The organism is Christensenella intestinihominis (genome assembly GCF_001678845.1).
GTDB lineage: Bacteria > Bacillota > Clostridia > Christensenellales > Christensenellaceae > Christensenella > Christensenella intestinihominis.
Window position 1 is genome coordinate 246358 of sequence record NZ_MAIQ01000003.1, and the last position, 14841, is coordinate 261198.

At 57.3% G+C, this 14841-nt stretch carries 10 protein-coding genes; 8 read left to right on the forward strand and 2 right to left on the reverse strand.

Annotated elements, in window-relative coordinates; translation table 11 throughout:
• Positions 1-33: 33 nt before the first annotated feature.
• Both BBD38_RS06265 and BBD38_RS06270 read right to left on the reverse strand, forming a co-directional pair.
• Positions 34-1119, reverse strand: a complete 1086-nt coding sequence (locus BBD38_RS06265; protein ID WP_066685868.1) for a sensor histidine kinase — start codon at positions 1117-1119, stop codon at positions 34-36.
• Entirely contained in the window at positions 1116-1790 is a 675-nt protein-coding gene (locus BBD38_RS06270) for a response regulator transcription factor (RefSeq protein ID WP_066685869.1), read from the reverse strand. The genes BBD38_RS06265 and BBD38_RS06270 overlap by 4 nt, the downstream gene beginning before the upstream one ends.
• Positions 1791-2047: 257 nt before the next feature.
• Here BBD38_RS06270 and BBD38_RS06275 point away from each other — a divergent pair, with 257 nt between their 5' ends.
• The 8 genes from BBD38_RS06275 (at position 2048) to BBD38_RS06310 (ending at position 14835) form a co-directional block, all read left to right on the forward strand.
• Positions 2048-3319 (forward strand): galactokinase, encoded by a 1272-nt coding sequence (locus BBD38_RS06275; protein ID WP_066685873.1) that lies wholly within the window; start codon positions 2048-2050, stop codon positions 3317-3319.
• A 38-nt stretch (positions 3320-3357) separates the two neighbouring features.
• Complete coding sequence (locus BBD38_RS06280; RefSeq protein ID WP_328585604.1) at positions 3358-4872, forward strand: UDP-glucose--hexose-1-phosphate uridylyltransferase; 1515 nt, start codon at positions 3358-3360, stop codon at positions 4870-4872.
• A 135-nt stretch (positions 4873-5007) separates the two neighbouring features.
• The gene (locus BBD38_RS06285; RefSeq protein WP_066685878.1) at positions 5008-6552 is read left to right on the forward strand and encodes a DUF6034 family protein; all 1545 of its coding nucleotides are present in this window, start codon (positions 5008-5010) and stop codon (positions 6550-6552) included.
• Between the two features lie 171 nt (positions 6553-6723).
• Complete coding sequence (locus tag BBD38_RS06290; RefSeq protein ID WP_066685879.1) at positions 6724-7116, forward strand: BlaI/MecI/CopY family transcriptional regulator; 393 nt, start codon at positions 6724-6726, stop codon at positions 7114-7116.
• Entirely contained in the window at positions 7117-9666 is a 2550-nt protein-coding gene (locus BBD38_RS06295; RefSeq protein WP_066685882.1) for a DUF6034 family protein, read from the forward strand.
• A 229-nt stretch (positions 9667-9895) separates the two neighbouring features.
• Entirely contained in the window at positions 9896-11527 is a 1632-nt protein-coding gene (locus BBD38_RS06300) for a DUF6034 family protein (RefSeq protein WP_147568103.1), read from the forward strand.
• 109 nt (positions 11528-11636) lie between these two features.
• The gene (locus tag BBD38_RS06305; protein ID WP_066685888.1) at positions 11637-13178 is read left to right on the forward strand and encodes a DUF6034 family protein; all 1542 of its coding nucleotides are present in this window, start codon (positions 11637-11639) and stop codon (positions 13176-13178) included.
• Between the two features lie 19 nt (positions 13179-13197).
• Positions 13198-14835 (forward strand): DUF6034 family protein, encoded by a 1638-nt coding sequence (locus BBD38_RS06310; RefSeq protein WP_066685889.1) that lies wholly within the window; start codon positions 13198-13200, stop codon positions 14833-14835.
• Positions 14836-14841 lie beyond the last annotated feature (6 nt).

Consider the following 14841-nt stretch of genomic DNA (forward strand, 5'->3'; position numbering starts at 1 on the left):
CGGGCATTGCCCGCCCGGAATTTGGCCGGGGGCTTACCCCGGTATGCTTACGGTGAAAGCCGCGCCCTGCCCGGCGGTGCTTTCGGCTTTGATTGTTCCACCGTGGAGCCCGACGATTTTTTTGACGATGGAAAGACCGAGCCCGTTTCCGCCAGCCTTCCTGTCCCGCGCCTTATCGACCTTATAGAACCGCTCGAAAATGCGCGGCAGGTCGGCTTCCGGAATACCGATGCCGTTGTCGCGGATCGTGCACTGCGCGCCGCCGTCCGCGGAACGCAGGCATACCGAAATGGTTCCGCCCCTGTGTGAAAACTTGATTGCATTATTCAGCAGGTTGATCCACACCTGCGAGAGGAGGTCGCGGTCCCCGGATATTGTCAGGGCCTGCAAATCGACGTTGAGCTCAATCTCCTTTGCCGACCACTGCGGCTCCAGCAGCAGGAGGATTTCTTCAAGCTGCTTATCCAGCCGGAAGGGCCGCGGGTCAAAGGGCGCGCGGTCCGCATCGAGGGCGGACAGCTTCAAAAGATTGTCGCTCAGCCCGGAAAGGCGCTTGCTTTCCGCTTCGATGATGTCGAGGTAATGATTCCGTTTTTCTTCCGGCAGCGTTTCGTCGTGCAGCAACGCCGCATATCCGCCGATCGAGGTCAGCGGGGACTGGATTTCGTGGGACACATTGGACACAAAATCCTGGCGCAGCTGTTCCATGGATTTCAGGCCCTGCGCCATGCTGTTGATGCGGGAGACCATCTCGTTATAGTGTTCGTTGTAAGGATTACTGGCGTCCTGGTCGATCAGCACGTCAAAATCACCGGCGGCAATCCGGTCGAGCGCCCCAAACACTTCGTCCAGGAAATTCGGCTTTGGCATATGGCGGCCGCCCGGATGGTGCTTGTGGCGGGCCAAAATCCCAAACAGCCTGAGCAGCGCAAACGCAAGCGCAACCCCGATTGTGGTTACGATAACGAGCCCGGCAAGCAGGGGCGGGCTGCCTACGGCGGAAAAAACAGCCGTGCAGAGGAAATAGGCGGGAACGATGCACAGCAAAACCAGCAGGAGGGTAACAAGGAAGCCCCCGGCCATCTTCCACAGGCTGAAACGGCGGGACGGCTTCTTCATACGGTCACCTCCAGGCGGTAGCCAAGGCCGCGGATCGTGGTGATCTTAAACCCGAACGCTTTTTCGGGAAACCGTTCCCGCAGGCGGCCGATATGCACGTCGAGGGTGCGTTCGTTTCCGTCGAAATCATAGCCCCATACGTCCTCGATCAGGCGGTCGCGCGGCATCGTTTTGCCGGGATAGGAGCCAAGCAAAGCCAAAAGCTCGAATTCCTTGAGCGGGATATCCAGCATACCGCCGTCTATAATGATCGCGTGGCTTGACGTATCGATTTGCAGCCTGCCCACCTGCAGCGTCTGCGAGCAGGCGATCTGGTAACGCTTAAGCAGCGCCTTCACGCGCACGACAAGCTCCTCCGTTTCAAAGGGCTTGGTAAGGTAATCGTCCGCGCCGAGTTCAAAGCCTTTTACCTTCTGGGCGGTTTCGGCTTTCGCCGTAAGCATGAGTATGGGAAAATCATAATACCGCCGTACGGACCGGCAAAATTCGTATCCGTCCATATGGGGCATCATGATATCGAGGATGCAAAGGTCGACCTTCTCCCCGCCGAGCATGGCGAGGGCGTCGCGTCCGTCGCAGGCCTCAAGCACATCGAAGCCTTCATTTTTGATTACCGTGCTGACGAGCTCGCGGATATACGCGTCGTCGTCAACGATCAAAATTTTGTTCATCAGCCGTTTCCCCTGTTTTTTGATGCCTATAGTATACCATCAATGTAAACGGGATATAAATAAAACCGCGTCAAGCGCCGCCGCCTTTTCGGTTTTCGGCGGGCGCAGAATAAAAAATTACCCGGTTTATGCCGCGCGGGACGTATAAAGGCTGTACAAGCGGGCATAAAGTAATATAAAATATTACGGGACGGCAAATAATTCATATGGCGGCGGGAGCTTCAATTGGCCGCGCCGGATAACAAAGGTGGAGCGGGATGAAAGAGACAGGTCGGCTGATAAGGGAACTCGAAAGCGGGGAGCATGACAAAAGGCTCCGGGAGCTGTATGCGGATGCGGAAAAGGCCCGGCGGCGGTATTGCCGGGCGGCCGGGGAGTATGAACGGCTTTTCGGCGGGGGAGAAGCGGAGCTGTACAGCGCGCCGGGCAGGACCGAGGTGAGCGGAAACCACACGGACCACCAGCAGGGCATGGTGCTTGCGGCGGCGGTCAACCTGGACGCGCTCGCTGTCGCGGGATATAACGAAGAAAACAGGATCAGGGTCGTGTCGGAAGGCTATGGAATGATCGATATCGACGCGCGGGACCTTGGAAAAAAAGACGGGGAGGCGGAAACCTCCGCCGCCATCGTCCGGGGAGTGGCTTTTGGCCTCCGGGAAAAGGGATACCGGGTCGGCGGCTTTAACGCCTATATTACGAGCGACGTGCTGATCGGCGCGGGACTTTCTTCCTCGGCGGCGTTCGAGGTGCTCGTGGGGACGGTTATTTCCGGCCTGTTCAACGATATGGAAATAGAGCCGCTTACAATTGCGAAAACGGGCCAATATGCGGAAAATGTTTTTTTTGAAAAGCCGTGCGGCCTGATGGACCAGACGGCGTGCGCCGTGGGCGGCCTTGTGTTCATCGATTTTGAACAGCCGAAGGCCCCCGTGGTGAAAAAGCTGCCCGTGGATTTTAAGGATTTCAATTACAGCCTGTGCATCGCCGACACCAAGGGCTCGCACGACAACCTGACCGCGGACTATGCGGCGCTTCGCTCGGAAATGGAGGACGTTGCGAAATTTTTTGGGGAAAAAGCGCTGCGGAAGGTGGATGAAGCGCTGTTTTATAAAAGCATCCCGGCGCTGAGGGAACGCCTCGGAGACCGGCCCGTGCTGCGCGCCATTCATTTTTTCAATGAGGAAAAACGGGTAGAAAGGCAGGCGGAGGCGCTTACGCGGGGGGATTTCAACGCGTTCCTGCAAATGGTCGGGGAATCGGGCAGCTCGTCGTTCCAGTATTTGCAGAACGTATATACTGCGCGCAACCCGAAAAAGCAGGAGGTTTCCATCGGGCTGGCGGTAAGCGGGAGCATCCTCGGCAAAAACGGCGTGGCCCGCGTGCATGGGGGCGGTTTTGCGGGCTCCGTGCTGGCGTTTGTCAAAAACGGGTTTGTGGAACGCTACCGCGCCGCGATGGACGGCGTGTTCGGGGAAGGGGCGTCCCAGGTGCTCCAGGTGAGGAACGAAGGAGGAATCCGGGTTTTATGAGGGCGGCGCCACGCCAACCCGGATGGGAAGGAAGCGGAATGGAACAGGAAGAGGGCATGGTTTACAGGCGGGTAGAGGCGCTTGTACAATATGGGGTGCATACCGGGCTGGTTGGACGGGACGACGCCGTATACACGCGGAACAGGCTGTATGGCCTGCTTCACCTGGACGGGCCGGAAGGGCCCTGCGCGCCCGCGGAGGAATTCCTCGTGGAGACATTGGACGGGCTGTGCGGCTTCGCGTATGAAAAGGGACTGATCGGCGAGGATACGGTTTCGTGCCGCGACCGCTTTGATACGGCGCTGATGGGCGCGCTTACGCCCCGCCCGTCGGAGGTAATCAGGCGTTTCCGCGAGGAATACCGGAAATCCCCCCGGCAGGCGACGGATTTTTTCTACCGGTTCAGCCAGGATACGAATTATATCCGCCGAGACCGCGCCGCAAGGGATATCAAATGGAAAACGCCGACGAAATACGGGGAGCTTGACATCACGATCAACCTTTCCAAGCCGGAGAAGGACCCCAAGGCCATTGTCGCCGCGAAAAACAGGGTGCAGGCGGGATATCCGAAGTGCCTGCTGTGCCGGGAAAGCGAGGGCTATGCGGGGCGCGCCGATTATCCCGCGCGGCACAACCACAGGATTATTCCAATCGGCCTTGACGGGGAGGAGTGGTTTTTCCAGTATTCCCCCTATTCCTATTACCGGGAGCACTGCATCGTATTAAAAAAAGAGCATGTGCCGATGAAGCTTACAAGGCGCACCTTTTACAGGCTGCTCGGCTTCGTGGAACAGTTCCCGCATTATTTTATCGGCTCGAACGCGGATTTGCCGATTGTGGGCGGCTCGATCCTGACCCACGACCATTTCCAGGGAGGGTGCTTTGCGCTGCCCATCGAACGGGCGGAAAATCTCGCCGGATTTAAAATCAGCGGGTTTGAAGATGTGCAGGCGTGTAAAATCAAATGGCCGATGTATACCCTGCGCCTGCGGGGAAAGGATGAAAAGAGGCTTGCGGAAGCGGGCTTCCACGTGCTTTCCGTATGGCGGGATTATACGGACGCATCCGCCTTTGTTTACGCGCGTACGGAAAACACCCCGCATAACACGGTCACGCCGGTTGCGCGGTTCCGGGACGGGATGTTTGAACTGGACCTGATTTTGCGCAACAACATCACCACGCCGGAGCATCCGCTGGGTGTTTTCCATCCCCACGCGGACAAGCACCACATCAAAAAGGAAAACATCGGGCTGATCGAGGCGATGGGCCTCGCAATTTTGCCGCCCCGCCTGAAGGAGAGCATGGAGCTGATCCGGGACGCGCTGCTTTGCAAAAAAAGCATTTCCGAAATTGGGCCGCTGGCCCCGCACCGGGAATGGATTGATGCCTTCCTGGAAAAATACGGTGAAATTGGTGCGGACAACATCGATGGAATCCTGCGGACGGAAATCGGCCTTGTATTCGAGGCCATCCTCGGGGATGCGGGCGTATTTAAGGATACGCCGGAGGGAAACCGTGCCGGGGAACGCTTTTTGGCCCGCCTTGGGGCGTAAACGAACGGAATTCGGGGGGAGCCGGGCATGAGTTGCCGGGCTCCTTTTTGTTTGCAAAAATGATGCAACTTTTTTTTATGATGGACATAGGATTATAAAGTTTGTGGGTTTTGTTTGCCGAAAGGAGCCGCCGGAATGAAAAGGACAGTTTTAATCCTGCTTATTGTCACGCTTGTTTTTGCGTTTGCCGCCTGCAAGGCCACGCCGGAAAAACAAACTGTGGCGGGGAAGGACACGGAGCGCATGACCCGCAAGGTTTCGGAGGGGGAGGAAGGCGCGCGTTCCCTCGCGGAGCTCGGCGTCCCCGCGGGGCCGTATACCTTTGAAACGGAAGGCGCGGGCGGAAAGCTACGCGTCTCGGTGGACGCGGAAGTGGAAACACCGGATGCGGAAACGCTTCCGGTTGCGCGGGTATCGATGGATATCTTCACGCAGGAACAGGTGACGGGAATGTTCCATTATCTGTTCCCCGGGGAAAAACCGACGGAAATCATGCCGCAGGCGGAAACGAAGCCACAGATCGAAGAAATGATTATAGACCTGCGCAGGCGGATGGAAGAAGCGCGGGCAAACGGGGAAAATACGGCGGATATGGAGGAACAGGCCGCGGCGCTGGAAGCGCTTTACCAGGACGCGCCCGAGGCCGACCCGGTGGGCGGCGCATCGGACGGGACGCTGGCGGCGCCCCCTGGCGATCCCGGCGAACCGTTCCGCAGCCTTACCGTGAACGGCAGGGACGCGTTTTTTACAGTGTCTACCTATGCCGACGCTTCTGCAGTGGGGAAATGGGGCGGCGGGTCATATCTTTTGTATTATGTGGATCAAAGCAAGGGGCGCGTTTACAGCAACAGGGTGGCGGAGCTTGACGGCAATGCAAAGCTGCCGGAGGACGCCGCCCAAGGGCTGGCGGTCAGCTTCGAAGAGGCGCGGCAGATGTGCGAGGGCTTTTTGGAAGCGGCGGGCGCCGGGGATGAGGTATGCCTTGGAAGCGCGTTCCTCCTCGACGGCTACAACTCCAACCTGGAAACGGATTCCGGGAATTTTGCATATGAATTTTACTATACCCGTACCTTAAACGGAATTCCTTTGTTCTATTTCGACGACACCGGGCTTATGACCGATACAAGCGGGGAGGAAGGCTTTGAGGTTCCGTGGAGTTATGAAAGCATTCGTTTCCAGGTCGATAACGATGGGATTGTGAACATCGAATGGAGCGACCCGGTCGCAATTGGGGAAACGGCGCAGGAGGCGCCCGCCCTCCTTCCCTTCGGCGAGGTCATGGACGTGTTCGCGGCGATGGTAAAAATATATTACGAGCCGGTGGTTACGACCATTTATAACGGGGAAGTGGAACTGGACATCACAGTGGACGAAATACGGCTGGTCCCGCTGAGGATTCGCGAACAGGGGGCCGCGCAGACCGAGGGCCTGGTCGTTCCCGCGTGGATATTTTACGGGGAGAACAGGGGAACCAGGGGGGACGAAGTGCGGTATCTGGGCAACGAAGCGTTTTTAAGAAGCCAGACGGACGCCGGCAGGTTTGCGGCTGAGGGATATGAAGATACGGCCCCTACCGCGCTGGAGCAATTCGACTGGGCGTCCGAACAGCCGCGGAAGGCCGCCCTGATGGCGGTCAACGCCATCGACGGAAGCGTGATCGATCTTGGCAGGGGATATTAGGGCCGGAATGAAAAGCGGTTGGTATACCCTGCTGTTATCATCGCCTTGACTGTGCGCGGCGGTTCAGGGACGCCTGCTCCGGGTATAAAAAATATTCCGGAAATTGCTTGACACGATGTAACGATAGCATTACACTTGTAATTATAAGATTACAAGTGTAAGAGGTGCGCTATGGAACAGGTTAAAAAAACGCTGACAGGCTCGGAGTGGATGATTATGTCCGCATTATGGGGCAGGGAGCCGCAGATTTTGTCGGAGATCATCGATTCCCTCAAGGGAAAGGTGAAATGGGGCTACCCAACCTATTCGACCCATCTTAACAGGCTCTCCCAAAAAGGGATGATCGCCTTCCGCCAACGCGGACGCAATAAATATTATTATCCGCTTGTCGGGAAGGACGACTGCATCAGGGCCGAAAGCCGAAGCATTATGGAGCGGCTGGATGAGGAAGGCGCGAAAAAACTTTTGCTCTGCATGATCCGTGAAACCAAATTAAGCAAAAGCGACCAGGAAGAGCTGAAAAGCCTGATCGATACGCTCTCCGATGCGGCGGAGGACGAATAAATGGACGCCGTCATAGGGCTGATGCTGGAAGTGGTAATCTATTCGGGAATCCTGTTTGGCGCGGTCATGCTGGTGAAACGGCTGTTGGGTAAAAAAATATCGCCTGTATTGCAGGCGGCGCTGTGGCTGGTCCTGGTGGCGCGCCTGTGCGTCCCCGTGACGATCAACAGCGGGATTCATTTCTTTGTGGTCCCGGCGCAGGAATACCGGGTACCGGCGGCGGAAACGCCCGAACAGCCCCTTTACCCGGAGTTTGGGCAAGCACTGGAACCCGGGGAACCGGCGGCTCCCGGGAAACCGGAACCGCAGGCGCAGTCCGCAGTCCGCGCACCGGAGGGGAACGCGCAGCCTGCGCACCGGCCGGTCCGGATCGATTGGGACGTTGTGGTCCCGGCGGTATGGATCGCCGGAGCCTGCGCGATTGGGGCATGGTTTTTCCGGTCGGCCCGCCGTTTAAGCCGTCTTTTACGCCGGACGGGAAAGAAGCCTGACGAGCGGACAAACGCCATCCTCGGGCGCTGCCAAAGGGAGCTTGGGATCAAAAGAGGGCTCTCCGCCGTGCTGGCGGACGATATCAGCACCCCGGCGATGACGGTTTCCCTGCGGCCCGCTATTGTCCTTCCGGCCGACATGGCCGGCGGCATGAGCGACGAAACGCTGTATTATGCGCTCCGGCACGAATTGATGCATTATAAGCGGAAAGACCATATGCTTTGCACGATTTTGCGCGTGCTCGAGGCTGTCTGGTGGTTTAATCCGTTCGTGTGGCTTGCGTCCCGTGAAATGAGGCTCGATATCGAAAGCGCGTGCGACAGCATGGTGGTGCGCGGGATGGCAAAGGAAAGAAAGGCGGGCTACGCAAGGACCATCGTTTCCCTGTTTTCCCAACAGGAACGGGCGCGTTTCATGCTCGGTATGGCGCCCGGAGCCACAAAAAAAATCGCGGAGCGCAGGGTGCGCGGGATTTTTCGCCGCGCGAAAACAAAGGGCGGCGTCAAAACGGCCGTTGTGCTCCTGGTCGCGGTCCTGGCGGTAAGCTGTTTTACCACGGCGTGCCAGCCTACCCCGGAAAAAGCGGCGGTGGTGGAAAAGGGAAACGCGGAAGAGCAGCTTAAGGATTCCTCGGAAAACATGGATTCGGGCCGCAAGGCCAGCGATATGCAGTTCCCGGCCGGAAATTACACGTACGATACCACGGCGGCGGACGGCGACCTGCGGATTCACGTGGACGCGCCCGTCCTTGTGCCGGAGACGGGGAAGGTACCGTCCGCGGAGGCCGTGCCGATGGATTTTACGCAGGAAATGGTGACGGGAATGTTTAACTACCTGTTCCCGGGCGAAAAACCGGTCGTCAATGACGAGACCGTGACGAAGGGCGATATTGAAACCCATATACTGAACCTTAAGGAAGCCCTGGCCAAGGGCGAAATCGGCGGGGAGGAAATGACGGAGGAAGACGCCGCCGCGACCGAGGAGGAAATCGGGCGGTTGGAGGCGGAATATGAGGACGCGCCCGAGACCAAAAACGAGCCGTACGCGTCGGACGGAACGATGACGCATGACGACCGGCTTGGATGCTATACGCTGTACGCGCAAAGTGCGGATTACAGCACGTATTTTTCCGTTATGACCGGGTTCGACAGGGAAAACGGCAGCGAACCGGAAGCGGCGCCGTCGGACCGGCCGGACGGGAGCAAGGTCCCGCCAATCATGGACAGCACCCTGACCTATAGCCGGACGAAACGGGAATCCTACCAGCCCTTTACGATGGAGGGCGCGGTGCGCGTAAAGGAAGGCGGCCCGCTTCCCGACGCGGCGCAGGGCAAGCTGGCCCTTTCCTTTGAAGAGGCGAAGGAAACCGCGGACGGGTTGTTCGCGGCGGGCGGCATCACCGACGTGCAGCTGTTCGACGCATATGTGGTGGACAACCACGGGACGGGACACGTGGATTACAGCTATGACCCGGCGTCGGATTATGCCTACCGGTTTTTCTATACCCGCACGCTCTGCGGCGCTCCGCTGGCCTATGCGGCAACAGACGGCTATTCGTCCGGCGGCGATGCATACGATGTGCCATGGATGCAGGAAAAAATTGAAATTACAGTCGCCGGCGACGGCATCACGGATATCGAATGGAGCTCGCCCTGCAAGGCGGCGGATATCCTTACGGAGGATGCGGATATCATCGATTTCGATACGGCGGTCGGCGCGTTCGAGCAGGCGGCGGTCAATACCTACGCGCCGCTCACGAACATGGGAAACGAGCAGCACCCGCAATATAACACGATAGACGTGGAGATCGACAGCATCCGGCTTGCGCCCCTCCGTATAAAGCAAAAGGACCGCCCGGGGGAATATGCCGGGGTCTACGTGCCCGCGTATGTGTTTTACGGCTCTGTAAAAAAACACGACAAAGCCGATGAAAACGGGGAGTTTGATACCTATGTGACCACGGAGGGAACGGGAAGCGACTTTTATCCCGGCCCGTTCGCGGTGTTCGCCGTCAATGCGGTGGACGGTTCCGTGATCGACCTCCTGCATTCCTATTAAACGGACGGGACGGAGACCGGCTTTGCCCGGCGAAAAACGGACCCTCGCCGGAGCAATAAAATTACCCGGTATAAGTAAAAACCGTTTGGAAACGCCCCATTATCATATGGGGCGTTTCCATTGGCGCCGTAAATTGTGCCTGCCGCGAAACAAAAATGATACAAACCCTTTTTATGATAAGACCAAAAGAAAAAACATGGATGTTTACCCAGCGAAAGGAACCGGTCAAATGAAAAAGAGTTTGAATATGATCCTGATTTGTATTTTATGCGCGGTGTTTTTACTGGCGGGCTGCCAGCCTACGCCGGAAAAACAGGCGGTCGTGAACCGCGCGGAGGGAATCCCGCAGGAGGCCCTGAAGGAAACGGGAGCCGCGCCCACGGCGGACGGCGGGGAAGGCGCGGAGCGTTACGAGCCGGTGGCCTATAAGGTTTCCGAACACTGGAAAGAAGAAATTCCCAAAAGCGATTATTTTACCGTACAGGCGGATGTGGACGTGATGGTGCCGGAGGTGGATGCATACCCTGTGCAAAAGCTGGAAAAGAACGACCTTACGCAGGAACGTGTGGACGAGCTGGTCGCATACCTCACGGAGCCGGGGGCAAAATTTTACCAGATGCCGCTGCCGCTGACCAAGGAGTATTACGAGGGCGAGATTTTAAGGCTGAAGGAGGAGCTTGCCAAGGTAGAGGCGGGCGGCGACGGGGAAACGCCGGAGTCCATCCGCAGCTATATCGCGGAAACGGAGGAGAAATGGGCGGAGGCGCCGGAAGAGGTAACGCCCGTGGAAACGGATACGAATTTTACCTATATGTACGATTATGAAACAGGCGTGCCGGACGAGACCTCGGGCAAGAACTATATTTACGTTTCCGTCGAGGATGGAAGCGGCCTCAATAAACGGATCAGCGCCACGCGCCCGGACGATAACGGATACGGTTCCTACTTCTCCTACGGCGACTGCTCTTACGACAACGAATCCATGCTGAAAAGCCAGGAGCAATGGCACGCGGAAGACCAGGCGCGCCTGCAATATTTTGAGGACGAGCCGTATAAGTCGGAGGAAGCGGCGCGTCTTGCGGAGGAGGCCGAACGGATCAGCACCCAGAAAGAGCTGTATGCCCAAAACAATATCGACCTCGACGCGATGCGGGAAAAGGCCATCGGCATGCTCGAGGAACTGAAAATATCGGGGGTGCAGGTTACGACGTGCGAGAAAGCGGTTTTGGGGCCGCTTTCGGAGGAGTTCAGCAGCGATATCCCGGTGAACGACCAGCCGGGCGTCTATATCGAATTTGCCCGGCAGTGCGGCGGCGTGCCCTGCTTTAACCAGACGAGCGGGGGCTGGTCGGACAATATGTCGATCGAGGGAATGTATTCCGCGCCCTTCTATCCGGAACAGGGAACGATTATTTTCGACGCGGACGGAAACGTGCGGGCCTTTTCGTGGAGCGACGCTTCAAAGGTTGTGGAAACCGTCGCCGGGGACAGCGATATCCTTTCCTTTGGCGAGGCCAAACAGAAGGCGGCCGACCACCTGTATTGGAGCAATATCTCACAATATTCGGACGATTACACGGAGGAGGACGCGAACATGAAGCTGCGCTTCGAGGTCGAACAGGCAGACCTTGTGATGTCGTATATCAACGTCGCCAACGAGCCCGAGCAGGTTATGGCCGTGCCCGCGTGGCGCTTTAAGGCGCAGGGCTATGGCACATACCTCGGGGAGGACAGCATAATGAAGGGGCAGGAGACCCTGTATAACAGGGAGGAAGTGTTTATCAACGCGCTCGACGGTTCGCCGATCCTGATGCCGGGAATGGAACGGATGATGCAGAAATCGGCGGAAGAAGGCGCGTAACAAGAAAGGATAAAACGGCGGGAAAAGGCGCAAGCATGACGCTAGGCCATTATGTGACAGGCCCGGGCAGGGATTTTGCGGCCCCGTTTTGCCGGAAAGGGCAGCTGGAATGAGAAAATATTTGAGCATCGTATGCGCCTGCATCCTGAGTGCGGCATTTTTACTGGCGGGCTGCCAGCCTACGCCGGAAAAGCGGGCGGTTGTACAGAAAAATGACGGGTCGTTTGAAAAGGCGGTCGGTGAAACCGCGGATACGCCCTATGAAACGCCCGCGCGGTATGAAAACGAGCTTTCGGGGGCGGCGGGCGTTTCGATCCGCTTTGCGGCGGACGTGGAACCGTCCGGGCTGGCGGCCTATCCGGTGTATTCCGTGCGGCCCGCCCCTTTTACGCAGGAACAAGTAGACAGCGTGCTCGACGTGCTCCTCGGTGGGGAAACGCTGTACGAAAACAATACGGAGCAGCGCAGCAGGGACGAAATCCAGCGCGATATCGACTATTATACCGAAGAGCTTGCCGCCTGCGGGGACAATCCCGAATTCGCGGACGCGGCGGCTACCTACAAGCAATGGCTGAAGGATTTTATGGTCGAATATGAAAACGCGCCCGAACAGGTGGACCTCAAAGAAGCGGAACGCACGCTGAAATTCAACGAAAACGATCTTTCCCTCCAGGCGCACTATGGTGAAGAACAACCCACGGAAAACGAAGGGGAAACCAGGATTGCGCTAACGGAGGAAGGGAAACGGCGCGCGGAAGCGGATGGAAACACCTGCGTTACGGGCGTGTTCTGGAAAGAGCTGGGCGGTAAAACAACCAAGATGCAGTTTGTTGCCACAAACCATATGGGCGAGCTTGGAAACGGGATGGACTCCAGCCTGTATTGCGAGCCGTATGAAAGCGGCATCCCGCAGGTCCCGACCAGCCTCACGCAGGAGGAAGCGGAAAAGATTGCGCGGGACGCCCTTGCGCAAATGGAAATCGACGCGGTGCCGGTCTCCACGCAGCGGGAGGCGGTGATCGACTGGGAAGACAACGAGGACGGGACGGCGGACCCCATCGACCGCGGCGCGGCATGCTATGCGGTCACCTTCAGGCACAACGTGCCGGGCACGGTGCAAAGAAGCATTTTTCCTGCAAATATGCATGGGGAAGAGGAAGATTTTGCCGCACACGTTCCCAATGAAACGATTGTGGTACGCGTAAACGGGGATGGCATCGTCGGGTTCTCGTGGGATAACCCGATGGAAGTCGCGGAGGTGGAAAATGAAAACACGCCGCTCCTGCCCTTTGAAGAGGTTGTGCAGCGTATGGAGGAACAGGTCAGGAACGTCACGGCAAACCTTTCCATGGGCGATCCGGAATCGGACGGGCAGCGCGTACAGGTCGACCGGCTTACCCTTTCCTACCTGATGACCCGCAAGCCGGACAGCACGGACGAATATTACTTTATTCCCGTATGGGATGCGGTCGGCAATATATTTTACCATTACGCGGACGATTATCCAGACAATACGAGCAACCATTATGTTGTGGACGAAAACCGGGAACGGGCGGAATACAACATGGACGAGCTCTGGGGACAGCAGCCCGTTTCGCTCGTCACGCTGAACGCAATCGACGGCAGCGTGGTCAAACGGTCATATTACTGATTTTACAGGAGGGATTGGGATGCGGGGGAAAATCAATAAACGGATATTGGCGGCGGCTGCGCTTTTGCTGTGCGGCTCGCTGCTGGCGGGCTGCCAGCCCACGCCGGAAAAGCAGGCGGTTGTACAGAAAAAAGAGGATATCCCGGTTGAAGCCGTACCGCAGCCGGACGGGCCGACGGAACACGAAGCGCATTATGCGCCGATGCAGTACCAGGTATCGGAACACTGGAAAGAGGATATCACAAAGGACGAAAATTTCACTGTGAATGCGGATGTGGACGTGGAAATGCCGGAAGCGGCGGTTTATCCGGTGCAGGAGCTTTCCATGCTGGAGCTGACACAGGAACGCGCCGACGGCCTGATCGCATATTTTGCAGGCGGGGACGCGGAATTTTACCAGATGCCCCTTCCCATGACCAAGGCCGACTGGGAAGAACGGATTCTGGAACTCAGGCAAAGCCTCGCGGAGGAAGAAGCAAACGGGCACAGCGAAAGCGCGGAAGAGCTTCGCAATTATATCGATGAAGCGGAAAAAAGCTGGGCAAACGCGCCCGAAGAAAACAAGATGGAACCCGCCGACACCAAATTCACCTACCAGCTCGATTATGATACGGGCGAGCCGATGACGGAGGAAGGCGAAAATTATATCAACCTCGCGGTGAAAAGCGGCGATGGAATCAACCGGGTGATCTCGGCGTCGCGCGCCAACGCCGCCGACGGCACGACCTATTTTTCTTACCGTGAATGCATGGAGTTTGAGCGGGAATCCACAACGCTGATGCAGGAGGAAGCCAACGCGCAGGACCGCGCGGCGGCGGTGAATTATGAGGAACCTTCCCGCTCAGAGGAATTGGAGCGGATTGATAAAGAGGACGCCCGCATCGCCTCGCTCAAGGAAAAATACGCACAGAACGATCTCGATATGGAGGCTATGCAGCAAAAGGCCGTCGGTATCCTGGAAGAGATGGGCGTCACGGGAGTGCAGATCGAAAATTGTGAAAAGGCCCTTTACGAGCTGAATACGCAGGAGCTGACCAGTGCGTGGGGGCGCGAATACACCGAGCCTGCGCAGGAAGGCTGCTTTATCGAATTCGGGCGCGAATGCGGCGGCATCCCCTGTGTCGCACAAAGCGGCGGGCATTGGGGCCCCGGGATGTCTGTGGACGGGATGTATTCCGCGCCCTTTTACCCGGAAAGCGGCTATATGCTGCTCGATGCGGATGGAAAGATACGGGAATTTTCCTGGGCCAATGCGGCGCAGGTCGATGAAACAAGGGCGCAGGACAGCAGCATTATACCGTTTGACGAAGCCAAGGAGCGCCTTGTCGATCACCTGTATTGGTACAATATGCCGCAGGAATCGGACCTGGCGGACCCGGACGCCCCGAAGTACAAATTCCGCTTTGAAGTGGAAGAAGCAAAGCTTGTGATGGCCTACGTCAATGTGAAGGACGAGCCGGACAAGGTATTGGCGGTGCCCGCCTGGTATATCCGGGTGCAGGGGTATGTAAGGAATATGGACAGGGATACGATGGAGTACGGCGATGAAATAGAATCCAACGGCGACGAGGTTATGGTCAACGCGCTCGACGGTTCGCCGATCCTGATGCCGGGAGTACAGCAAATGATAAACGATTGGAATGCAATCGCAAATTAAGGAGAA